The 20,647-nt window shown below is 60.2% G+C and carries 23 protein-coding genes; 14 read left to right on the forward strand and 9 right to left on the reverse strand.

Going from position 1 to position 20,647, the window contains the following annotated elements:
- Positions 1-18: 18 nt before the first annotated feature.
- Positions 19-1,563, forward strand: coding sequence for a Do family serine endopeptidase (locus tag V6R85_RS09780; RefSeq protein ID WP_111834745.1), 1,545 nt, complete (start codon positions 19-21; stop codon positions 1,561-1,563).
- Positions 1,564-1,652: 89 nt separating this feature from the next.
- Entirely contained in the window at positions 1,653-2,402 is a 750-nt protein-coding gene (locus V6R85_RS09785) for an SDR family oxidoreductase (protein ID WP_111781729.1), read from the forward strand.
- 24 nt (positions 2,403-2,426) lie between these two features.
- On the opposite strand, the gene V6R85_RS09790 is transcribed toward V6R85_RS09785, so the two are convergent.
- The gene (locus V6R85_RS09790) at positions 2,427-2,990 is read right to left on the reverse strand and encodes a GNAT family N-acetyltransferase (RefSeq protein WP_003507545.1); all 564 of its coding nucleotides are present in this window, start codon (positions 2,988-2,990) and stop codon (positions 2,427-2,429) included.
- Positions 2,987-3,877 carry a phosphoserine phosphatase SerB gene (gene serB, locus V6R85_RS09795; RefSeq protein ID WP_099086071.1) on the reverse strand — a complete coding sequence of 297 codons (891 nt, stop codon included), beginning with the start codon at positions 3,875-3,877 and terminating at the stop codon, positions 2,987-2,989. Before serB ends, V6R85_RS09790 begins: the two co-directional genes overlap by 4 nt.
- Here serB and miaA point away from each other — a divergent pair.
- Positions 3,876-4,772, forward strand: a complete 897-nt coding sequence (miaA, locus tag V6R85_RS09800) for a tRNA (adenosine(37)-N6)-dimethylallyltransferase MiaA (RefSeq protein ID WP_035213141.1) — start codon at positions 3,876-3,878, stop codon at positions 4,770-4,772. The genes serB and miaA overlap by 2 nt on opposite strands.
- Positions 4,773-4,778: 6 nt before the next feature.
- Here the strand turns inward: miaA and V6R85_RS09805 are convergent, their stop codons facing one another.
- Positions 4,779-6,788 carry an ATP-binding protein gene (locus V6R85_RS09805; protein ID WP_099086072.1) on the reverse strand — a complete coding sequence of 670 codons (2,010 nt, stop codon included), beginning with the start codon at positions 6,786-6,788 and terminating at the stop codon, positions 4,779-4,781.
- Here V6R85_RS09805 and V6R85_RS09810 point away from each other — a divergent pair.
- From V6R85_RS09810 to V6R85_RS09830, 5 genes are all read left to right on the forward strand, one after another.
- A complete protein-coding gene (locus V6R85_RS09810) occupies positions 6,768-7,007 on the forward strand; it encodes a hypothetical protein (RefSeq protein WP_162687082.1) in 240 nt (79 codons plus the stop codon). The genes V6R85_RS09805 and V6R85_RS09810 overlap by 21 nt on opposite strands.
- 161 nt (positions 7,008-7,168) lie before the next feature.
- On the forward strand, positions 7,169-8,962 hold the full coding sequence (locus V6R85_RS09815; protein WP_035213143.1) for an acetolactate synthase 3 large subunit: 1,794 nt from the start codon (positions 7,169-7,171) through the stop codon (positions 8,960-8,962).
- 19 nt (positions 8,963-8,981) lie between these two features.
- The gene (ilvN, locus tag V6R85_RS09820; protein WP_003507555.1) at positions 8,982-9,554 is read left to right on the forward strand and encodes an acetolactate synthase small subunit; all 573 of its coding nucleotides are present in this window, start codon (positions 8,982-8,984) and stop codon (positions 9,552-9,554) included.
- Between the two features lie 132 nt (positions 9,555-9,686).
- Positions 9,687-10,055 (forward strand): ArsR/SmtB family transcription factor, encoded by a 369-nt coding sequence (locus V6R85_RS09825; protein ID WP_026363425.1) that lies wholly within the window; start codon positions 9,687-9,689, stop codon positions 10,053-10,055.
- The gene (locus tag V6R85_RS09830) at positions 10,048-10,578 is read left to right on the forward strand and encodes an SRPBCC family protein (RefSeq protein WP_003507564.1); all 531 of its coding nucleotides are present in this window, start codon (positions 10,048-10,050) and stop codon (positions 10,576-10,578) included. The genes V6R85_RS09825 and V6R85_RS09830 overlap by 8 nt, the downstream gene beginning before the upstream one ends.
- A gap of 152 nt (positions 10,579-10,730) precedes the next feature.
- On the opposite strand, the gene V6R85_RS09835 is transcribed toward V6R85_RS09830, so the two are convergent.
- Entirely contained in the window at positions 10,731-11,576 is an 846-nt protein-coding gene (locus V6R85_RS09835; protein WP_111834747.1) for an aldo/keto reductase, read from the reverse strand.
- Between the two features lie 164 nt (positions 11,577-11,740).
- Between V6R85_RS09835 and V6R85_RS09840 the strand changes: the two genes are divergently transcribed.
- Entirely contained in the window at positions 11,741-12,334 is a 594-nt protein-coding gene (locus V6R85_RS09840) for a LysE family translocator (protein WP_026363426.1), read from the forward strand.
- A 6-nt stretch (positions 12,335-12,340) separates the two neighbouring features.
- Here the strand turns inward: V6R85_RS09840 and V6R85_RS09845 are convergent, their stop codons facing one another.
- The 3 genes from V6R85_RS09845 to V6R85_RS09855 are packed head-to-tail and all read right to left on the reverse strand — an operon-like array spanning position 12,341 to position 14,047.
- Complete coding sequence (locus V6R85_RS09845) at positions 12,341-13,129, reverse strand: anti-sigma factor family protein (RefSeq protein ID WP_003507567.1); 789 nt, start codon at positions 13,127-13,129, stop codon at positions 12,341-12,343.
- On the reverse strand, positions 13,126-13,683 hold the full coding sequence (locus V6R85_RS09850) for an RNA polymerase sigma factor (RefSeq protein WP_035213146.1): 558 nt from the start codon (positions 13,681-13,683) through the stop codon (positions 13,126-13,128). The genes V6R85_RS09845 and V6R85_RS09850 overlap by 4 nt, the downstream gene beginning before the upstream one ends.
- A complete protein-coding gene (locus tag V6R85_RS09855; RefSeq protein ID WP_111834778.1) occupies positions 13,667-14,047 on the reverse strand; it encodes a COG4315 family predicted lipoprotein in 381 nt (126 codons plus the stop codon). Before V6R85_RS09855 ends, V6R85_RS09850 begins: the two co-directional genes overlap by 17 nt.
- 132 nt (positions 14,048-14,179) lie before the next feature.
- Between V6R85_RS09855 and V6R85_RS09860 the strand changes: the two genes are divergently transcribed.
- The 3 genes from V6R85_RS09860 (at position 14,180) to V6R85_RS09870 (ending at position 16,225) form a co-directional block, all read left to right on the forward strand.
- Positions 14,180-14,539, forward strand: coding sequence for an ArsR/SmtB family transcription factor (locus tag V6R85_RS09860; RefSeq protein ID WP_020009350.1), 360 nt, complete (start codon positions 14,180-14,182; stop codon positions 14,537-14,539).
- On the forward strand, positions 14,536-15,018 hold the full coding sequence (locus V6R85_RS09865) for an SRPBCC family protein (RefSeq protein WP_099086073.1): 483 nt from the start codon (positions 14,536-14,538) through the stop codon (positions 15,016-15,018). Before V6R85_RS09860 ends, V6R85_RS09865 begins: the two co-directional genes overlap by 4 nt.
- A 79-nt stretch (positions 15,019-15,097) precedes the next feature.
- Entirely contained in the window at positions 15,098-16,225 is a 1,128-nt protein-coding gene (locus tag V6R85_RS09870; RefSeq protein ID WP_003507572.1) for an ATP-dependent DNA helicase, read from the forward strand.
- Positions 16,226-16,231: 6 nt separating this feature from the next.
- Here the strand turns inward: V6R85_RS09870 and V6R85_RS09875 are convergent, their stop codons facing one another.
- The gene (locus V6R85_RS09875; protein ID WP_003507573.1) at positions 16,232-16,930 is read right to left on the reverse strand and encodes a MerR family transcriptional regulator; all 699 of its coding nucleotides are present in this window, start codon (positions 16,928-16,930) and stop codon (positions 16,232-16,234) included.
- A gap of 235 nt (positions 16,931-17,165) precedes the next feature.
- On the opposite strand from V6R85_RS09875, the gene V6R85_RS09880 reads away from it, so the two are divergent.
- Together V6R85_RS09880 and V6R85_RS09885 are read left to right on the forward strand one after the other, a co-directional pair.
- On the forward strand, positions 17,166-17,921 hold the full coding sequence (locus V6R85_RS09880) for a pyridoxine 5'-phosphate synthase (protein ID WP_099086074.1): 756 nt from the start codon (positions 17,166-17,168) through the stop codon (positions 17,919-17,921).
- Positions 17,922-17,992: 71 nt separating this feature from the next.
- Positions 17,993-19,258 (forward strand): NAD(P)/FAD-dependent oxidoreductase, encoded by a 1,266-nt coding sequence (locus tag V6R85_RS09885; RefSeq protein WP_080866276.1) that lies wholly within the window; start codon positions 17,993-17,995, stop codon positions 19,256-19,258.
- 200 nt (positions 19,259-19,458) lie between these two features.
- Here the strand turns inward: V6R85_RS09885 and V6R85_RS09890 are convergent, their stop codons facing one another.
- Positions 19,459-20,505 carry an NAD(P)-dependent alcohol dehydrogenase gene (locus V6R85_RS09890; protein WP_035223964.1) on the reverse strand — a complete coding sequence of 349 codons (1,047 nt, stop codon included), beginning with the start codon at positions 20,503-20,505 and terminating at the stop codon, positions 19,459-19,461.
- Positions 20,506-20,647 lie beyond the last annotated feature (142 nt).

The raw sequence follows: 20,647 nt of genomic DNA on the forward strand, positions 1-20,647 counted from the left end.
TGAAACGCGAGGACGCTTATGGCCGTGACCCTTCTTTCGCCTTTTCGCAGCAGCATCGCCGCAATCGCGGGCATCGCGCTTGTGGCGGGTAGCCTTACGGCACCGGTTGCGGCATTGGCGCAGAGCCATGGGCCGGAATCGGTGGCTGATCTTGCTGAGCCGCTTCTCGACGCGGTGGTGAATATTTCCACCTCGCAGAACGTCAAGACCGACGGCAAGGGCCCGGTTCCGCCGAAACTGCCGGAGGGTTCGCCCTTCCAGGAATTCTTCAAGGATTATTTCGACAGCCAGAAGCCGGAAGGCGGTGAAAAGGTCAATTCGCTGGGGTCCGGTTTCGTGATCGACCCGGCCGGTTACGTCGTCACCAACAACCACGTCATCGAGGGTGCCGACGCCATCGAGGTGATTTTCCCTAACGGTTCGAAGCTCAAGGCGACGCTGGTTGGCACCGATACGAAAACCGACCTTTCCGTCTTGAAGGTGGAGCCGAAAACGCCGTTGAAGGCCGTCAAGTTCGGTGATTCGCGCAGCATGCGCATCGGCGACTGGGTGATGGCCATCGGCAATCCCTTCGGCCTTGGTGGATCGCTGACGGTCGGTGTTATTTCCGCGCGCGGGCGTAATATCAATGCCGGCCCCTATGACAATTTCATCCAGACGGATGCGGCCATCAACAAGGGCAATTCCGGCGGTCCGCTCTTCAACATGAAGGGCGAGGTGATCGGCATCAATACGGCGATCATTTCGCCGAGCGGCGGTTCGATCGGTATCGGATTCGCCGTGCCGACGGAGCTTGCCCAGAATATCGTCCAGCAGCTCATCGAATTCGGTGAGACGCGCCGCGGCTGGCTGGGTGTTCGTGTCCAGCCCGTCACCGACGATGTGGCGGCAAGCCTCGGCATGGATAGCGCCAAGGGTGCGCTTATCTCCGGCGTCGCCAAGGGCGGACCGGTGGAAAATGGCCCGATCCAGGCCGGCGATGTCGTGCTGAAATTCGACGGCAAGGATATTCACGAGATGCGCGACCTTTTGCGGATCGTGGCGGAAAGCCCTGTCGGCAAGGACGTCGATGTGGTGATCCTGCGTGATGGCAAGGAGGAGACCGTCAAGGTCAAGCTCGGCCAGTTGCAGGATGCGACGGATGAGAAGGCCTCGGCCGAGGACCAACAGAGCGAAGACGGCGATGGCGGTGTGGTCGTACCGGAAGACGATGGCGGCACCGACGATCAGGCGCAGGACCAGACGCCGGAAGTGCGTGAAGCACCGCAGAGCGTGCTCGGCATGAATCTCGTGGTGCTGAGCAACGAGCTGCGCACCGAAAAGGGCATTGCCGAAAGCGTGGAAGGCGTGCTTGTCGCCAGCGTCGATCCGGGCTCGCCCGCCGAACAGAAGGGCATGAAGGCCGGCGATATCATCGTCGAGGTCGGGCAGGACTTCATGGAGGTTCCGGGCGATGTGCTGGTGCGCGTCAACGGCCTGAAATCCGAAGGCCGCAAGAATGCGCATATGATGGTGGCGGATGCCCAGGGCAATCTGCGCGTCGTGGCGCTGCCGCTGGAATAAACGCCTTTCGTCCGATCCGTCAGGAATCGGGTGGTTGTCATTCCGGCCGCTCTCTAATCCTTGGGCTCCATTAAACGGAGGCCAAGGATATGAAATTGCTTGAAAACAAGGTTGCCATCATCACCGGTGCGTCATCCGGCATCGGCCGGGCGACGGCGATGCTGTTTGCCGCTCACGGCGCGGCGGTCGTTCTCAATGCGCGCGGCGAAAAGGCGCTGCAGGAGGTTGCCGCCGACATTCGTGAGACCGGCGGCCGCGTCCACGCGGTTGCGGGTGATGCCGGTCTTGCCGAAACCCATTCCCGACTGGCAGAGGCGGCCGTGAGCGTGTTCGGTGGCCTCGATATCGCCGTCAATAATGCCGGTGCGGTGGGGGCCATGAAGCCGCTGGCGGAGATTTCGCCTGCGGAATGGGATGATGTACTCAACGTCAATCTTACCTCCGCTTTTCTGGGAGCGCGTTACCAGATACCGCTGATGTTGACGCGTGGCGGCGGCTCCATCGTCTTCACCTCAAGCTTCGTCGGCACCAGCGTCGGCATACCGGGCATGGCGGCTTATGGGGCGGCGAAGGCGGCGTTGATGGGGCTGGTGAAAGGCATTACCGCCGATTATGCCATCAGCGGTATTCGTGCCAATGCGCTGCTGCCCGGCGGGGTTGATACACCGGCAGCCGGCGATGCGGCGCAGAAGGAATGGGCCGCTGGCCTGCATGCGATGAAACGTATCGCTGAGCCGCAGGAAATCGCGCAGGCAGCGCTTTTCCTCGCTAGCCCCATGGCGAGCTTCGTCGCCGGAGCGGCGTTGTTTGCCGATGGCGGCAATGCGGCCGTGAAGTGATGTTCGGGCTTGGCGGGCAGGGTCTTATCGCGCCCGCCACTCCTCCAGCGTCAACGCATAGGTCACATGCGGGCGCAGATGCGGATGCGTCTCTTCCGGCACGCGCGGATGGTCGAAATCGCGTGAAGGATCACGCTTGAGGCCGATGCGCTCCATCACCCGCGTTGAACGCTGGTTGTTGTGCACGGCAAAGGAGACGATTTCCGGCGTCTCCTTTTCATCGAAGGCCATGACGAGCAGCGATTGCGCCGCTTCCGTGACATAGCCGTGGCCCCAGAAGCGGGTGGCGAGCCGCCAGCCGATTTCCATGGTTCCGAGCGGGAAGGGCGGGTCGAGATTCATGACGGGGGAAATGCCGCAGAAGCCCATGACTTCGCCGGTCTCGCGCAATTCCATGGCGTAGAAGCCGTAACCGCTGCCGCGGATCATGCCGTTGATGGTTTCCAGCACGGCGTCCGCTTCCGCATGGCTGCGGCGGAAGGGAAAAAACTCCATGACCTTTTCGTCGGCGTTGATTTCGCGGAACAGGTCACGGTCGCTCTCCTTCCACTCGCGCAGAATGAGTCTCTGTGTCTCTCGGATGATCATGGAGTGACAAAATCCGTCTTGCGGTAGCCCTGGATGTATAGAAGCGCGGTCAGATCACCATGGTCGATGCGCATCTGCGCCTCGGCTGCCACGGCCGGCTTGGCATGCAGGGCCACGCCCGCGCCGGCCAGATGCAGCATGCCGAGATCGTTGGCGCCATCGCCGACTGCCATTGCCTCTTCCGGCGAAATGCCGAGCTTTGCTGCAATATCGTTCAGCGCATCCACCTTGGCCTGTTTACCGAGGATGGGTTCGGCAACGGTGCCATCAAGTTCGCCATTGGTTTCACCCAGCAGATTGGCGCGGTCCTCGTCGAAACCGAGCATCGCGGAGACGCGGCCGGTGAAGACGGTGAAGCCGCCGGACACGAGGGCGGTGTAATAACCCTTGGCCTTCATGGTGGCGATCAGTTCCTTGCCGCCCGGGGTCAGCGTGATGCGCTTTTCGATGACGTCATCGATGACAGAGACCGGCAGGCCCTTCAGCAGCGCCACACGCTCACGCAAAGCAGGTTCGAAAGCGATCTCGCCATTCATGGCGCGGGCGGTGATGGCTGAGACCTTGTCCTTCAACCCGACTTCGGCCGCCAGTTCGTCGATGCATTCCTGGCCGATCATGGTCGAATCCATGTCGGCGATCAGAAGCTTCTTGCGCCGCTGATCCTGTTCCTGGATGACGATATCGATCGGTTTTCCGGCAAGCGCGGCTGCAATCGCGCTGCGTGCCTGTTCGATGGCAGCGCCGGAGGGCAGGGCGATATCGCAGGCAATGCCATCGGCCAGCCAGTAGAGGCCCGATGCGTTGACGGCCTTCGCGGCCGCTTCGCCGAGGGCCGGTGTCAGAACAGGATTTGACGGATTGGCGATAAGCGTGGCAACGAGAGCCATGATGAAAAACCTTGATGAGAATTTTGATGCGATCCTGATAACCGGCCCGACGGCAAGCGGCAAGTCCGCGCTTGCGCTTCGTTTGGCGCGGGAGCGGGACGGCGTCGTCATCAATGCCGACAGCATGCAGGTTTATGACACGCTACGGGTGTTGACCGCCCGGCCATCCGAAGACGAGATGGAGGGCGTTCCGCATCTGCTCTACGGCCATGTGCCGGCGAGCAGTCTCTATTCAACGGGTGAATGGCTGCGGGACATCTCTGCCCTACTTTCGGATTTACGGGCGCAGGGGCGTTTCCCCGTCATCGTCGGCGGCACGGGGCTTTATTTCAAGGCATTGACGGGCGGCCTCTCCGACATGCCCAACATTCCAGAAGACATCCGCGAGAGATTGCGCGCCCGGCTGGTCGAGGAGGGAGCGGCGGTCCTTCATGCGGAACTCGCCGGCCGTGATCCGGCCATGGCGGACACGCTCCAGCCGGGGGACGGGCAGCGTATCGTCCGGGCGCTTGAAGTGCTTGAGGCGACGGGGAAATCGATCCGGGATTTCCAGCAGGCCCGGGGCCCTATGATTATCGACCCCGACCGGGCGCAGAAATTCGTCGTCCTGCCGGAAAGGCCGGTGCTGCATGATCGCATCAATCGTCGTTTTGAGGCGATGATGGAGAGCGGCGCGGTGGAGGAGGTACAGGCGCTTCTCGCGCTCAATCTTCCGCCTGATGCAACGGCAATGAAGGCGATCGGCGTTGCCCAGATCGCCGATATGCTGGCCGGGCGCATGGGCGAGGCGGAGGTTATCGAAAAATCGGCGGCCGCGACCCGCCAATATGCCAAACGGCAGATGACCTGGTTCCGCAACCAGATGGGAGACGACTGGACACGCATCCAGCCGTGAAGGGGCTCAGTCTTTCCGGTAGAGGCTGCCGAGCGGCTTCTTCAGGAGGCTCTCGCGGAGCGAAGGGCGTGCATCGCCGGGCGGCGGGCCATTTTGCGCCTGCATCTGGAAACTGGCTTTGCGCAATTCGTTGACGGCGCCAGAGGCGGTATCGGGTGCCGCCGGATTTGGTGATGCAGGGAGCGTGCGGCCAGGCAGCATGTCCGGGCGATAGGGTTCATATCCCTCCGTTGCAGCTGTGCCCAGTTCCTGCTTCCAGCTATCGACCTCATCCGTTGACCGGTTCGGTGCTGCCGGTTCCGGCAGATCGGAAAAGGCCGCTTCAACGCTTTGCTGGAAGCCGGTGATAACGGGTTTTGCCGTGGCGCGCATGCGGGTGACGATGCTGTTCAGATCAACCGTATCAGGGGTTTCGTGGTTCACATGGCTGGTGATGCCGCTCGCCTTCGGCAATTTGGCCGTGACGACGCGGTCAAAACGCATGCGCATCGGTACATTGACGGCCTCGCCAAAAGCAATGGCCTCACCATTGCCGATGGACGACAGAAAACTGGTGGTCGATGTCGATGCGTTCGGTACCGCTGAAAGGATGATCTTCTGGTCGATCTCGTTCGAGAGCCGCATGGCGAAAACGGTCGAGCATTGCGACAGGATGGTCTGATCCAGCTCACTCGGCCGCTGGCTGATGACGCCGAGCGAAATGCCGTATTTGCGGCCCTCCTTGGCGATCTGGGCGATGGATTGGCGGGTGGGGAAAAAGCCGCGCTCGGGGTCGGCAGGCACATAACGGTGCGCTTCCTCGCAGACGACAAGCATATGCAGCGATCCGCGCGCCAGCACCGCCAGTTCGAAGGACATGCGGCAGAGGACCGAAACCACCGAGTTCACCACTTCTGAGGGAATGCCTGACAGCTGGAATACCGAAATCGGCTTTCCTTCCCCGGGAATACGGAAAATATGCGCCACCGTTTCCAGAATGGTGTCGCTGATCGTATTGCTGGAGAACATGAAGTTGTAGCGCGTATCGTTGATGGCCGAGAGGATGCGGCCTTTCAGCGTGCGCAATGCGGGTTTTTCGCCGCGTCCTTCCAGCCGTCCGATACGCTCGTCGATGAGGGCGAGAAGATCGGCCATGCGGTAGGGTACCGGCGTATCGGGTGTGATCGCGCTCTTGTCGGAGGTGCGGCGGACGGCGGAACCTTCGGTGCCGCGAAACGCCTTCTTCGCTTCGGGAATGATGTCGCGGAGGACATCCATTTCTTCCGGCACCGGCTTGCGACCGCGGAAGATGACCTCGGCAAATTCTTCAAGCCGCATCAGCCAGAAGGGCAGGTCCAGCGTATCCGTATCGATGACGACGGAATGATCGGGAAAAGCGGCCGCGAATTCATTGTGTGGATCGAGAATGAGGACACGCAGTTTCGGGTCGGTCTCGATCGCCTTGTTCAGAAGCAGCGAAACGGCGGTGGTCTTGCCCACACCCGTCGAACCGACGACGGCGAAATGTTTGGCAAGCATCTGCGGAATGCTGATGGCGGCGCCGATCGTATCGTCCTGTGTCAGCCTGCCGATCACGCAGGCGTCACGCTTGCCGCTGTCGTAGATCTTCGAGAGGTCGCTGGTGCGGATGCGGTGCGCCACCGCGCCGAGATAGGGGTAACGCGAGATGCCGGTGGAAAAGCGTTCGCTGCCGTCCTCGGTGCGGTAAACTTCGCCCACGAGTTCAACGTCGATCAGCAGCCTGTTCGGTCTGTCCGCTGCCCAATAGTCCTCGCCCGTGCGCATGGCGAAGACGAGGGCCGCGACACGGCTCGTGCCCATTTCGATCGAGATCAGGCGTCCGACAGACCAGAGCTGCGACACATCGGTGGTGCCCGGTTCGGTTTCGGCGGCAATGGTGGCGTGTGCGCCGTTACAGGCGATGACGCGGCCGAGCATGCGGTTCGCCGGCTGCTGGCCGGACCGCCGTTCGTTTTCGTCCATGCGGGACGCGTTATGAAACGTGTCGTTATTCACATTTTTTCCCGGTACATGCGATATCGCGGTGGTTCGGGCAGTATCTGCGCTCTTGATATTAAAATATTATGCTTAACAACAGGTGTACCGACTGCGTTCGAAAATTTCGCGGAAGTCTGCTTGCGGGTAATAAAAGAAGGCGGTGGCGATTTTTTCCTGCAATATGCGTTGACGGCTGGGGCTTTTGTGGCTAACACTCCGGCCCATGAAAAATCTTAACGTACTTATCGTGGTGGGACGGCGCATGGGCAGGATGGTGTAACCATCCGGCGAAAGCACCCATGCGCTGAACGAGGCTCCTCTAGGGGCCTTTTTTTATGTCTTCAAACAGGCCCTCGGGCTCCTCGATATCCAAAGCCAAAGCGGGATGGAAACAGGCAATGACGGATAAGGACAATACGGAAAACAGCAATCGCATGACAGGTGCGGAGATCGTTCTGCAGGCGCTGAAGGATAACGGCGTCGAGCACATCTTCGGTTACCCCGGCGGTGCCGTGCTTCCGATCTATGACGAGATTTTCCAGCAGGAAGACATCCAGCACATTCTCGTGCGCCACGAGCAGGGCGCCGGCCATGCGGCCGAAGGTTATGCCCGCTCCACCGGCAAGGTCGGCGTCATGCTCGTCACGTCAGGCCCCGGCGCGACGAATGCGGTCACCCCGCTGCAGGATGCGCTGATGGATTCCATCCCGCTCGTCTGCCTTTCCGGCCAGGTTCCGACATCGCTGATCGGTTCCGATGCGTTTCAGGAATGCGACACCGTCGGCATCACGCGCCCCTGCACCAAGCACAACTGGCTGGTGAAGGACGTCAACGAACTGGCGGGCATCATCCATGAAGCCTTTCGCATCGCGCAGACGGGTCGTCCCGGACCTGTTGTTGTCGATATTCCGAAGGACATCCAGTTCGCCACCGGCACCTACACGCCGCCTTCCGCCGCCATCCAGCATGAGAGCTACAAGCCGAAGGTCCAGGGCGACCTCAATGCCATTCATGCGGCCATCGAGCTGATGTCGAAGGCGAAGAAGCCGGTTTTCTACACCGGCGGCGGCGTCATCAATTCCGGCCCGGAGGCCACCCGTCTGCTGCGTGAACTGGTAGAGCTGACCGGTTTCCCGATCACCTCGACCCTGATGGGTCTCGGCGCCTATCCGGCATCGGGCAAGAACTGGCTCGGCATGCTGGGCATGCACGGTTCCTACGAAGCCAATATGACGATGCATGATTGTGATGTCATGGTCTGCGTCGGCGCGCGTTTCGACGACCGAATTACCGGCCGCATCAACGCGTTTTCGCCGAATTCCAAGAAGATCCACATCGATATCGACCCATCGTCGATCAACAAGACGGTTCGCGTCGACGTGCCTGTTATCGGCGATGTCGGCCATGTTCTGGAAGATATGGTCCGCCTGTGGCGCGCCTTGCCGAAGAAACCGGAAAAGGCGCAGACCGCCGACTGGTGGGCGCAGATCGAGCGCTGGCGTGCCCGCAACTCCTTCGCCTACAAGAACTCCAACGATGTCATCATGCCTCAATATGCGTTGCAGCGGCTTTATGAGGCTTCGAAGGGGCGTGACACCTACATTACGACAGAAGTCGGGCAGCATCAGATGTGGGCGGCGCAGTTCTTCGGCTTCGAGGAGCCGAACCACTGGATGACGTCAGGTGGTCTCGGCACCATGGGTTACGGCCTGCCGGCAGCCATCGGCGTTCAGGTTGCACACCCGGAAGCGCTTGTCATTGATATCGCCGGTGACGCCTCGATCCAGATGTGCATTCAGGAAATGTCCTGCGCCATCCAGTACGGTCTGCCGGTGAAGATCTTCATCCTCAACAACCAGTACATGGGCATGGTGCGCCAATGGCAGCAGCTGCTGCATGGCAACCGCCTGTCCAACTCCTATACCGAAGCGATGCCTGACTTCGTCAAGCTTGCGGAAGCCTATGGAGCGGTCGGCATGTATTGCGATGATCCTAGGGAACTGGACGAGAAGATCGCCGAGATGATCGCGGTCAACAAGCCGGTTATCTTCGATTGCCGCGTTGCCAATCTTGCCAATTGCTTCCCGATGATCCCGTCTGGTAAGGCTCATAACGAGATGCTGTTGCCGGATGAGGCGACGGATGAAGCTGTTGCCAACGCCATTGACGCCAAGGGCCGTCAGCTAGTCTGAGCCGGGAGAGGAAAAGGACATGAACGCACACCTACAGCCCACCGGCTCCGCCTATTTCATCCAGAAGGAAACGGCTGCCGTCGAAAATCATACGCTGTCGGTTCTCGTCAGCAACGAGCCGGGTGTTCTCGCCCGGGTCATCGGCCTGTTTTCCGGCCGTGGCTACAACATCGAAAGCCTGACGGTTTCCGAGACCGAACATGAGGCGCATCTATCGCGCATCACCATCGTCACGCGCGGTACCCCCATCGTGCTGGAGCAGATCAAGGCGCAGCTGGAACGTATCGTGCCCGTGCACCGGGTTCTCGATCTCACCGTTCGTGCCCGCGAACTGGGGCAGGAGCGGCCTATCGAGCGCGAAGTGGCGCTCATCAAGGTCGCCGGCACGGGTGAAGTGCGCGCTGAAGCCCTGCGCCTTGCGGATGCGTTTCAGGCCAAGGTGGTGGATGCGACTGTCGAGCATTTCATCTTCGAAATCACCGGCAAGTCATCGAAGATCGACCAGTTCGTGGCCATCATCAAGCCGCTCGGCCTGATCGAAATCTGCCGCACCGGTATTGCTGCGATGAATCGCGGTTCGCAGGGAATGTAATCTCCGTATTTGGAGCAGATGCTGAAATATAAGCCCGCGGTTCGCCGCGGGTTTTTTTATGGCGTTGTTCCGCTCGATCCAACATTCAACCGTATGGTTGACTTTCTGGATCGGCAGTCTATATTCAACAACATGGTTGAATTATCTGCTTCACATCTCGACACCGTCTTTCATGCTCTTGGCGATGCCACGCGACGCACGATGCTGCGTGATCTGTCCCGCGGCGAGCGCACGGTAAGCCAGCTGGCCCAGCCGTTCGACATATCGCTCGCTGCGGCTTCAAAGCACATCAAGGCTCTGGAAAATGCGGGTCTTATCCGCCGCGAGGTGAGGGGGCGCACCCATGTCTGCCGCCTTTCGCCGGAACGGTTGGCGGAAGCGCATGAATGGCTGGATTTCTACCGGCAGTTCTGGGGCAGTCGCCTCGATATTCTTGAGCAGATGCTCAGGGAGGATGATCAGGGAAAAATCCCTGCAGATGGAGGAAATGACAATGGCTGATATTGCAATGCCTGACGCCTATGGCCGTCTCGTCGAGCCGACGACCCTGAAGATCGAACGGCTGCTGCCGGGACCGATCGACCGGGTCTGGGCCTATCTGACACAAAGCGAACTTCGCCGCCGCTGGCTGGCATCCGGTGAAATGCGGCTTGCGCCGGATGCACCGTTCGAACTGGTGTGGCGCAACGATGAGCTTTCCGATCCGCCCGGCCGGCGCCCGGAAGGCTTTTCCGAAGAAGACCGTATGGCTTCCCGCATCATTACCGTGGTTCCACCGCACCGTCTCGTCTTTAGTTGGGGCGAAGGTGGCGAGGTCTCGATCGAACTTCAGGCTCTTGGCAAGGATGTGCTGCTGACGCTGGTTCATCGCCGGCTGGCCGACAGGAGGACGAGGCTTGACGTCAGCGCTGGCTGGCATGTGCATCTCGACATTCTCGCCGCCCGTCTTCAGGAGAAGGAGCCGGGGCCGTTCTGGGATACATGGCTGGGACTGAAAGAAGAATATGAGCGGCGTATACCGTAACGGAGCGGTGCTTTTTGGACACAACGGCGCGGCTTTCCGCGCCGTTTTTTTCAAGTGCGGCCTGCCGTGGCGGTGGCACAATTGCTTTGCTCACATTCCGATTCAACTACCTGATCGACAGATTCCGGACAGTCTCTTAACGTACTGTTATATCAAAGCATTTCCAGCGCGGTTCTGCGCGTCGGTGGCGGGAAGGCGGCATCGAGCGCCGCCCAGTCTTCATCGGTTATTTCAAGATCCGTCGCACCGCGGTTTTCCTCGACCCGCGCGATGCTGGCGGATTTCGGAATGGCGATGACGCCGTCCCTTTCCAGCAGAAAGGCGAGCGCCAGCTGGGCCGGGGTTGCCTGATAGGCCTTGGCGATGCGGATGAGTTCATGGTTCTTCAAAATGCGGCCCTGTTCGATGGGGGAATAGGCCATCAGCGGCACGCCATGCTCCTGGCACCACGGCAGCAGCGAAAACTCCGGCCCGCGTCGGGACAGGTTGTAGAGCACCTGATTGGCGGAGCAGTTCTTGCCGTCAGGAACCGCGAAAAGCTCCTCCATGTCGTCGCTGTCGAAATTGGAGACGCCCCAGTCGCCGATCTTGCCGTCGCTCTTCAGCCTTTCGAAAGCGGCTACGGTTTCCGCAAGCGGGTGCTCGCCGCGCCAGTGCAGCAGATAGAGATTGATGTGGTCGGTGCCGAGCCTTGCAAGACTGCGCTCGCAGGCTTCCGCCGTGCCTTTGGCGCTGGCGTTCCAGGGATAGACCTTGCTGACCAGAAACACCTCGTCGCGACGGCCGGCGATTGCCGCGCCGACCACTTCCTCCGATCTGCCGTCCGCATACATTTCCGCCGTGTCGACCAGCGTCATGCCGAGATCGATCGCCTTGCGGATGCTTTCGACCTCCTGCGGCGCGGATGATCGCGTCTCCCCCATGTTCCAGGTGCCGAGGCCAAGGGCCGGAACCTCTTTTCCTGATGGCAGGGTGACGGAAGGAATGTCGTCATACATGGGTTCGCTCCAGCGATTGGTGATTGGACAATAGCCCTTTGTTCCGACTTCTCAAACCCGGCATGGAAAGTATTGATCCATCAAAAAAATTGACCGCGCCCATCGATCCGGCGGGGTGGCTTGATGATGGTCCGACGGATAGGGTTTCTGCTCAAGGAGAAATCATGACTGCCGAAACCTTTGTCGCGCTGGTGCTGTTTGCCTTCACCACCTCCATCACGCCAGGCCCGAACAATATGATGCTGTTTGCGTCAGGGGTGAACTTCGGTTTCCGCCGTACCATCCCGCACATGCTGGGCATCGGCGCGGGGTTCCTGTCGCTGCTGATCGGGGTCGGCTTCGGTCTCGGCGCATTGCTGCATTCGGTGCCCGTTCTTTACACCGGCCTGAAATTCGCAGGTGGTCTATATCTCGTCTGGATTGCATGGAAGATCGGTACTTCCCGCAGCCTTAGCGAAGGTTCTGCCGCGTCGGCGCCGATGAGTTTCATTGCAGCCGCCGCCTTTCAGTGGGTCAATCCCAAGGCCTGGGTGATGGCGGTGACGGCGATGGCGACCTATACGGATGAGCGGCAATATTTCTTCACCGTTCTTGTCGTCGGCGTGGCCTTCGCTGCGGTCAATCTTCCCAGCGTTTCGACCTGGGCCGGCTTCGGCTCCGCCTTGCGCGACTGGCTCGCTGTGCCGGTTCGGCTCAAATGGTTCAATATCACCATGGCCGTGCTTCTCGTCATCAGCCTCTGGCCGATGTTGAAATAGCAGCCCTCACGTCGGAAACTGCCGGTAACATTCCTCGGCGATCGCCTGCACTTCGTCGCGCGTCAGTTCGGCGGATACGGCGTAACCCAGTTCGTTGTCGATCCAGTAGAAGGTCTCGATGCCGTCGGCGCTGGCCATGCGGAAGCTGGTGGTGCGGTTTTCCTCGTTGTGGCCGATCAGCACCGTCACCCTGCGGCCGGTCTTGTCCTGATACATCAGCATCGCGCCCGGCTTGCCGCTGACGGGAATAAGGCGCCCGCCGACGAGGTCATATCCGATCTTCGAGAGATCGGGGATGGTGAAGGGGTAGCCGAGCCGCTTGCCGAGCCATGTCGCGAGATGCTGCTGCTCTCCGGCGCCGACTTCAACGGGATGGCGCACCTCGCTCGCATAGATGAGATAGGCCGATTTCGCCTGTGCCGGAATATCCGTCGTCAGCGACGCCAGAGTCACGTCCTGCGGCGTGGAAAAAGACGGCGGCAGAAGCCTGCCGGCCGCAGCACCCGCCACGAAGATCAAAAGGGCGGCCGCTGTTTGCAGGAGAACCGGTTTTACCCGCCATGCGCGCTCCCTCTTTTGCGGGCTGAGCATCGATGCGTCATGCGGATGTGCAGCGGCATAGGAGGCGAAGGCATTGCGCAGAATATCGGCCTGTTTTCTCCATTCCTCCACGCGGGCCTGCTCTTCCGGCCTTTCCGCCAGCCAGGCCTCGACAGCCGCGCGGTCGTCGTCGGAAAGAAGTCCGTCGACATAGGCGTGCAGGTCGTCTTCGGTTATGGCGTCGGGCCGTTTCATCGTGGTCTCCGCAGGGGTATGATATTATCCGCCGCCAGGTGCTGGCGAAGGGTTTCGCGGGCGCGGGACAGTCTGGACATGACGGTGCCGAGCGGGATCGATAGTGTCTCGGCCGCCTCCTGATAGCTGTAGCCCTCCACCGTCACCAGCATCAGCACCGCGCGCATGTCGGGCGAAAGAAGGGCGAGCGCGCCGTGCAGGCGGTCATTCTCCAGCGTGTCGGAGAGCGTCTCCGCGCCGGCGATGGTCTCATGGCCGTCGAGGCTTTCGGACGGGTGACGTTTCTCGGCGCGGTGGCGGTTACGATAAAGATTCGTCATTATCGTGTAAGCCCATGTTTTTAAACCTGTTCCGCGCCATTGCCTTTGATTGGCCAGCGCCTTTTCCACGCAGTCCTGCAAGAGGTCCTCGCCATCGGCGTCAGAACGGGAAAGGCTGCGGGAATAACGGCGCAGCATGGGTATCAGCGCCAGCATCTCCGTTTCGAAGCTGCCGGCTGCGGGGGAATGGTTCCCCCGCTTTTCGCCATTCATGCCATCAGGGTTTTGCGGCATCCCATACACCGTTCACACCATCACCGGTGGCATCGCCCTTCTTGGTATCCTTGACCCAGTAATAAAGCGGCATGCCATCCTTTGCCCACTGCATCTTGCCATCCTTGCGCTTCACGAGGGAATAGGCGCCCTCGGCCTTGTCGCTGGCGGCTGCGAAAAACGGCGGCCAGTTTACCGCGCATTTGTCATAACAATTGGATACGCCCTTCTTGTCATTCTTGAAAGTGTAGAGCGTCATGCCTTTTTCGCCGGCAAGAACATTGCCTTTTTCGGTCTTGACCGTTTCGACCGCAGGGGCCGCATAGGCCGTTCCGGCAAAAGCCAGAACGAGGGCGGGAACGATAAAGCGGATCTTCATGGACATATCCTCCGTGGTTCGGGCGGCCTCTGCCGCCAGCACATCAAGAGACACCGCAAGCTGACGGATTATTCCCTGTCTCGGCGCATTTTTAAACTTATCCATTGAGCTAAGTGTTTTGATGTGATAGTTAGCCTTATGGAAAACTATTCAGATGCGCTCGATGATATCTTCCAGTCTCTTGCCGATCCGACCCGCAGGGCGGTGATCCTGAGGCTGGGCGGCGGGGAGGCGAGCATCGGAACGCTGGCCGAACCCTTCGACATGGCCCTGCCATCCTTCATGAAACATATCCGCCAGCTGGAAGAGGCGGGGCTGATCGTGACGCGCAAGCAGGGGCGTGTCCGGTTCTGCTCCCTGGAGAAGCAGCGGTTCTCCATGCTCGATGGCTGGCTTTCGCAACAGCGCGCCATCTGGGAAGGCCGCACCGACCGGCTCGAACAGTTTGTCATGGCACAACAGGACAGGATGTCCAGCAAAGGGGAGAATGACCGATGACCGAGACTTTCAATCCCGATCTCGACCTGAAGATTTCACGCATCATAAGGGCGCCGCGCCGGCTCGTCTGGAATGCCTGGACGGACAGAACCAGTCTTGAACAATGGTGGGTGCCGCATCCCGGCCAATGCCGTGTCGATAAAATGGAGCTTCATCCCGGCGGCGCCTTCGAAACGCGGTATAGCGAGGATGGCGCGGCCTTCGGTCCGCATGTCAAAGGATGTTTTCTGGCGGTGGATCATGAGGAGCGTCTGGTTTTCACCGATGCGCTGACCGCGGGTTTTCGCCCCTCCGCCCAGCCGTTCCTCACGGCCGTGATGACGTTTCGCGATCATCCCGACGGCATGGAATATGTGGCTTACGCCATGCACAACAATCTTGAGGATCGCAACAGGCACGCGGAGATGGGGTTCTTCGACGGCTGGAATACGGTTGCGGAGCAATTGGCGGCACTCGTCGAGAAGCAGGCGGCCCATTGAGGCCGTCATTCTCGTCAGGTGATTCATCTTTCGTTCTTTTTCTGTTGCGCACCACGCTCGAATCCTGCGATGAGGGCGCATGTTATTTTCACCGCAACAGGACGAAGCGCTCAAGGCTGTTTCCCGCTGGCTGAAGGAAGGCCGCACACCGGTTTTCCGGCTGTTCGGTTATGCCGGAACGGGCAAGACGACGCTTGCCAAGCATTTCGCGGAAAATGTCGATGGCGAGGTGCTGTTTGCGGCCTTCACCGGTAAGGCGGCGCAGGTGCTGCGTTCGCGTGGTGCAACCAATGCCCGCACCATCCATTCGCTGATCTACCGCCCGCGCGGTGAAGAAACTGTCGAAGACGAGGAAACCGGCAAGACCTCGATTGCGCCGATGTTCTCCATCAACCGCCAGAGCCCGCTCGCCAAGGCGGCGCTCATCATCATCGATGAATGTTCGATGGTGGACGAGCAGCTCGGCAAGGACCTGATGAGCTTCGGCACGCCGATCCTCGTGCTCGGCGATCCCGGCCAGCTGCCGCCGGTTTCGGGCGGCGGCTTCTTTACCGAGCAGGAGCCGGATTATCTGCTCTCGGAGATTCATCGGCAGGCCAAGGACAATCCGATCATCCATCTTGCCATGGATGTGCGGGAAGGCCGGGAAATCATGCGCGGCGATTATGGTTCCGCGCAGGTGATTTCCAAGTCGGAGGTGACGCAGTCGCTGGTGCTCGATGCCGATCAGGTACTCGTCGGCACCAACCGTACCCGCCGTCGCTATAATCAGCGGCTTCGCGAGCTGAAGGGTTTTACCGCCGATTACCCGCAATCCGGCGACAAGCTGGTCTGCCTCCGGAATGATCCCGCCAAGGGCCTGCTGAACGGCTCGCTCTGGCAGGTGATGAGTTCTTCGCGCGAAACGGTGAAGCCCGGCATCAACCTGATGATCCGGCCCGAAGACGACGATATGGATCGCGGTGCGGCCAAGATCAAATTGCTGAAGGCGGCCTTCGAGGATGTGGAGACGGAAATTCCGTGGTCCACGCGCAAGCGTTATGACGAGTTCGATTTCGGCTATGCGCTGACCGTGCACAAGGCGCAGGGTTCGCAGTGGAATAACGTGGTTCTCTTCGACGAGAGCTATGCCTTCCGGGACTCGCGCGAGAGGTGGCTCTACACCGCCATCACCCGTGCGGCAGAGACCCTGACAATCGTTCGCTGATCGTGATCAGGCGCGGATGACGCCGAGAAGAACCGCCTTGGCGACCGCCTGAAAACGGTTGCTGGCATTGAACTTGCCGATGATCTTTGCCTCGAGAACATTGAGATCGGTGCCCGAAAGACCAAGGGCGCGGGCGAGGCGCACCGGCGCATAACCCTCCGCCATCAGTTCCAGACATTTTCGCTCGGTGTCGGTAAGGGCGATGTCCTTTGCCGGCGCCCGTTCCGCGCCATCCATGCCGTCCGCTTCCGCGTCGGCGACCAGCAACTCCTCGATCTGCTGGGCCTGGCGCTGAAGGGTGGAAAGCTCGGCCGTCAATTCCCGCTTCCGCTGCCGCAGCGCGGCGTGGAATATGTCGTCCGCCTCGCCCTGCGAGAGCGAACGGACGAATTTTTCCATGATCTCGGTAATGGCGGCGACGGAAATACCCACTTCGCGGCAGACGTTGATGACCGCCATGCGCTGGACGTTGCGGTGGGTATAGACCCGCATCTGGCCGATGCGCCTGGAGGTCAGCAGCGCCTTTTCCTCGTAGAAATGCAGCGTCCGGTGAGTTACCCCGAAGATATTGGCCATGTCGGCGATGGGGACGGGTTCTGCGGGCAGGGAGGAGGGCAGGCTTACATCCGGTAGAAAGCTGCTGATCCTTAGATTGGGTTTGTCCTCATCGCCGTGACTTTCGAACGGCATCCGGCCATCCTGCATTGTCTCCCCCTTCGCGCTCTTTGACAGTGTGCCTGCCTTTTTAAAGGTGTCCGTTGCTTGTTCCCCCAAGACGGACATGTTTTCCGATCAAGACCTCATGCCAAACGCTACATCAGAACCGTAACGTGTATTGCCTGTTTTCGTTCCCGCAATAATAAAAAATTTGCCGGCCTCCTTGCGATTGGCCTCAACCTGCGTGAAACAGGATGTCAATTCCGAACCGGAGCCCGATGCCATGCCCGCAAAACTTTCTGTCAATCTGAACGCAATTGCCATGTTACGCAACCGTCGCGATCTTCCGTGGCCGGATGTCGCGCATTTCGGGCATATTGCATTGGAGGCGGGGGCAAGCGGGCTGACTGTACACCCGCGGCCGGACCAGCGCCATATCCGCTTTTCCGATCTGCCGGTGCTGCGTGCGCTGATCGACGACCGTTTCCCCGCTGCGGAATTCAACATCGAAGGTTATCCGACCGAGGATTTCCTCGTCCTTTGTGAACAGACGCAGCCGGAGCAGGTAACACTGGTGCCTGACGACCCGTCGCAGGCGACGTCCGACCATGGTTGGGATTTCCGCAAGCATGGCGTTTTCCTGAAAGAGGTGGTGGGACGCCTGAAGGCTGGCGGCATGCGCGTCTCGCTTTTTGCCGATGGCGATGGCGAGCGCGAGCCGGTGCAGCTGGCGGCCGAAACGGGGGCGGCGCGCATCGAACTCTACACCGGCCCCTATGGCGGCTGCTTTGACGATCCACAAAAGGGCGATGCGCTTCTTGAAAAGCTTGGACAGACGGCGGACCATGCGAGAGCGCTCGGGCTTGCCGTCAATGCCGGCCATGACCTGACTGTCGAAAACCTGCCAAAGCTGATGAAACGTATCCCTTATCTGGCCGAGGTTTCCATCGGTCACGGGCTGACGGCGGATGCGCTGGAATATGGCATGGCTGAAACAGTCCGGCGTTTTTGCCGTGCCTGCGGTCAGGCTATTTCATAACCGAAGTCAATTTTTTTGCCTATAGTTAGCTGGCGCATGCTCCGTGCGCGAGCTTTTGAAGGCAGAGACATATGCAAGAACATCATGTTGTCGTCGTGGGTGGAGGCTTCGGCGGTTTGCAACTGGTACACGGGCTGGAGGGGGCCCCTGTCCGTATTACATTGATAGATCGTCGTAATCATCACCTGTTCCAGCCATTGCTTTATCAGGTTGCGACGACGGCTCTCGCGACATCCGAAATCGCCTGGCCGATCCGCCATCTCTATCGTGACCGCAAGGAGGTCACGACCCTGCTTGCGGAGGTGAATGGCATAGATCGGGCCGCGCGGACCGTGCATTTGAGTTCGGGTCAGGTGATCGGCTTCGATACGCTGGTGCTGGCCACCGGCGCGCGCCACGCCTATTTTGGCCGTGACGAGTGGGAGCGCTCCGCCCCCGGCCTCAAGACGCTTGAAGATGCAACGACAATCCGCCGCCGCCTGCTGCTGGCCTTCGAACGGGCCGAGCTCGCCACCAGTGAAGATGAGCGGCAGGCGCTGCTGACCTTCGTCATCATCGGGGCGGGCCCGACGGGCGTGGAAATGGCAGGCATGATCGCCGAGCTGGCCCACAAGGCGCTGCCGCCGGAATTCCGCAATGTGGATACCCGAAAGACCCGGGTGTTGCTCGTAGAGGCCGGCCCTCGCGTCCTGCCGGTCTTCACGGAAGACCTGTCAGCCTATGCCAAAGAGGCGCTCGAAAAGCTCGGCGTCGAGGTTCTGCTCGGAACACCCGTGACGGCCTGCAGCGACGACGGTGTGACGGTGGGCGAGACCTATTATCCCTGCCGCACCGTGGTCTGGGCCGCTGGTGTGCAGGCATCGCCCGCCGCGAAGTGGCTCAATGCCGCCGCCGACCGGGCGGGACGCGCCATTGTTGGGCCTCATCTCAATCTGGAAGATGATGCTGACATCTTCGTCATCGGTGATACGGCCGCTGTCAATCAGGAAAACGGCAAACCGGTGCCGGGCATCGCGCCTGCGGCAAAGCAGCAGGGCGCTTATGTGGCGAAGGTCATCAAGGCGCGGCTTTCCGGCCAGCCGTTACCATCACCGTTCCGCTACAGCCACCAGGGCAATCTGGCGACCATAGGCAAACGTGCGGCGGTGATCGATTTCGGCCGGTTCAAGCTCAAGGGCGTGCTGGCATGGTGGATCTGGGGGCTTGCCCATATCTACTTCCTGATTGGAACGCGGTCGCGGCTGGCGGTGGCGTGGAGCTGGCTGTGGATCTATCTGAGCGGCCAGCACAGTGCGCGGCTGATTACCCAGAAAGAGACGCTGAAGGATGAGGCGTGAGGCGCAGGCGGAAAGGGCGGGGAGCCCGCGCCGCTTCTTGTCCTTAGGGTGACAACCTCTCCGTCGTCCTGCTCGGGCCTGTCCCGATCATCTGCACAAGGCCGAGGATGACTTGCGTGGAAGGAGAGGTTTGCCCCAATCAAAAGGCGGGGAGCAATTGCTCCCCGCCTTTTTAAATCACGACGTCGATTTGACGTCCATCAAGCGTCGAGCGATGCCATGTCGATGACGAAGCGATAACGCACGTCGCTCTTCAGCACGCGCTCATAGGCTTCGTTGACGTCCTGGATGTTGATCGTCTCGATCTCCGAGACGATGTTGTGCTCGCCGCAGAAATCCAGCATGTCTTGGGTTTCCTTGATCGAACCGATCATCGAACCCGACAGGTTCTTCGCGCCGATGATGAGCGAGAAGGCGTGAACCGGGATCGCATGTTCCGGCGCACCGACCACGACCATGCTGCCCTTGGGCTTCAGGAGGCCGAGATAGGCGTTCCAGTCGATGGCGACGCCGGCCGTGCAGATGATCAGGTCGAAGGTGCCGGCCAGCTTCTCGAAGGTCGAGGCGTCGCTGGTGGCGTAATAGTCCTTCGCGCCGAGCTTCAGGCCATCTTCCTTCTTCGACAGGGTCTGGGAAAGGACGGTGATATCCGCGCCCATGGCCGCGCCGAGCTTGACGCCCATATGGCCGAGACCGCCCATGCCGACAATCGCGACCTTCTGGCCGGGGCCGGCATTCCAGCGGCGCAGCGGCGAATAGAGGGTGATACCGGCGCAGAGAAGCGGTGCGGAAGCGTCGAGCGGCAGGTTGTCCGGGATCGACAGGACGTAACCTTCCTTGACGACGATCGAGTCGGAGTAACCGCCATGGGTCGCGGTCTTCGTGAAGGGATCGACGTCGTTATAGGTCTGGACGAGGCCGGGCATGTAGTGCTCGTTGTCCAGATCGCGTGTGGCGCAGCCGATGCAGGAATCGACGAAGCAGCCGACGCCGACATGGTCGCCGACCTTGAACTTCGTGACCTTGGAGCCGACGGCTTTCACGACACCGGCAATCTCATGGCCGGGAACGATCGGATAGACGGCGTTCTTCCACTCGTTGCGGACGGTGTGGATGTCCGAGTGGCAGATGCCGGCATATTTGATGTCGATGACGACGTCGTCATCGTTCGGCTCGCGGCGTTCGAAGGTGAACGGGGTAAGCGGCTTTGACGCGTCGGTCGCAGCGTAACCTCTTGCTATAGCCATCTGAATATCCTTTCGGGGGTGGGGAAGTGACGGCGGAATATGCGACGGAAGCTTGGGAAGGCGTTAGAGCGATCCTCCAGCCTTTTTGCACGATCCTGCAAAAATATGCGGGCGTGCTCTTTGCGCGGGCCGGGAGGCTTTC

This window comes from Agrobacterium sp. CCNWLW32 (assembly GCF_037083425.1).
Classification (GTDB): domain Bacteria; phylum Pseudomonadota; class Alphaproteobacteria; order Rhizobiales; family Rhizobiaceae; genus Agrobacterium; species Agrobacterium radiobacter.

Coding starts and splice junctions, on each gene's coding strand:
- V6R85_RS09780 (WP_111834745.1), top strand. CDS start 19: ATGGCCGTGACCCTTCTTTCGCCTTTTCGCAGCAGCATCGCCGCAATC.
- V6R85_RS09785 (WP_111781729.1), top strand. CDS start 1,653: ATGAAATTGCTTGAAAACAAGGTTGCCATCATCACCGGTGCGTCATCC.
- V6R85_RS09790 (WP_003507545.1), bottom strand. CDS start 2,990: ATGATCATCCGAGAGACACAGAGACTCATTCTGCGCGAGTGGAAGGAG.
- miaA (WP_035213141.1), top strand. CDS start 3,876: ATGATGAAAAACCTTGATGAGAATTTTGATGCGATCCTGATAACCGGC.
- serB (WP_099086071.1), bottom strand. CDS start 3,877: ATGGCTCTCGTTGCCACGCTTATCGCCAATCCGTCAAATCCTGTTCTG.
- V6R85_RS09810 (WP_162687082.1), top strand. CDS start 6,768: ATGAAACGTGTCGTTATTCACATTTTTTCCCGGTACATGCGATATCGC.
- V6R85_RS09815 (WP_035213143.1), top strand. CDS start 7,169: ATGACGGATAAGGACAATACGGAAAACAGCAATCGCATGACAGGTGCG.
- ilvN (WP_003507555.1), top strand. CDS start 8,982: ATGAACGCACACCTACAGCCCACCGGCTCCGCCTATTTCATCCAGAAG.
- V6R85_RS09825 (WP_026363425.1), top strand. CDS start 9,687: ATGGTTGAATTATCTGCTTCACATCTCGACACCGTCTTTCATGCTCTT.
- V6R85_RS09830 (WP_003507564.1), top strand. CDS start 10,048: ATGGCTGATATTGCAATGCCTGACGCCTATGGCCGTCTCGTCGAGCCG.
- V6R85_RS09835 (WP_111834747.1), bottom strand. CDS start 11,576: ATGTATGACGACATTCCTTCCGTCACCCTGCCATCAGGAAAAGAGGTT.
- V6R85_RS09840 (WP_026363426.1), top strand. CDS start 11,741: ATGACTGCCGAAACCTTTGTCGCGCTGGTGCTGTTTGCCTTCACCACC.
- V6R85_RS09845 (WP_003507567.1), bottom strand. CDS start 13,129: ATGAAACGGCCCGACGCCATAACCGAAGACGACCTGCACGCCTATGTC.
- V6R85_RS09850 (WP_035213146.1), bottom strand. CDS start 13,683: ATGCCGCAAAACCCTGATGGCATGAATGGCGAAAAGCGGGGGAACCAT.
- V6R85_RS09855 (WP_111834778.1), bottom strand. CDS start 14,047: ATGTCCATGAAGATCCGCTTTATCGTTCCCGCCCTCGTTCTGGCTTTT.
- V6R85_RS09860 (WP_020009350.1), top strand. CDS start 14,180: ATGGAAAACTATTCAGATGCGCTCGATGATATCTTCCAGTCTCTTGCC.
- V6R85_RS09865 (WP_099086073.1), top strand. CDS start 14,536: ATGACCGAGACTTTCAATCCCGATCTCGACCTGAAGATTTCACGCATC.
- V6R85_RS09870 (WP_003507572.1), top strand. CDS start 15,098: ATGTTATTTTCACCGCAACAGGACGAAGCGCTCAAGGCTGTTTCCCGC.
- V6R85_RS09875 (WP_003507573.1), bottom strand. CDS start 16,930: ATGCAGGATGGCCGGATGCCGTTCGAAAGTCACGGCGATGAGGACAAA.
- V6R85_RS09880 (WP_099086074.1), top strand. CDS start 17,166: ATGCCCGCAAAACTTTCTGTCAATCTGAACGCAATTGCCATGTTACGC.
- V6R85_RS09885 (WP_080866276.1), top strand. CDS start 17,993: ATGCAAGAACATCATGTTGTCGTCGTGGGTGGAGGCTTCGGCGGTTTG.
- V6R85_RS09890 (WP_035223964.1), bottom strand. CDS start 20,505: ATGGCTATAGCAAGAGGTTACGCTGCGACCGACGCGTCAAAGCCGCTT.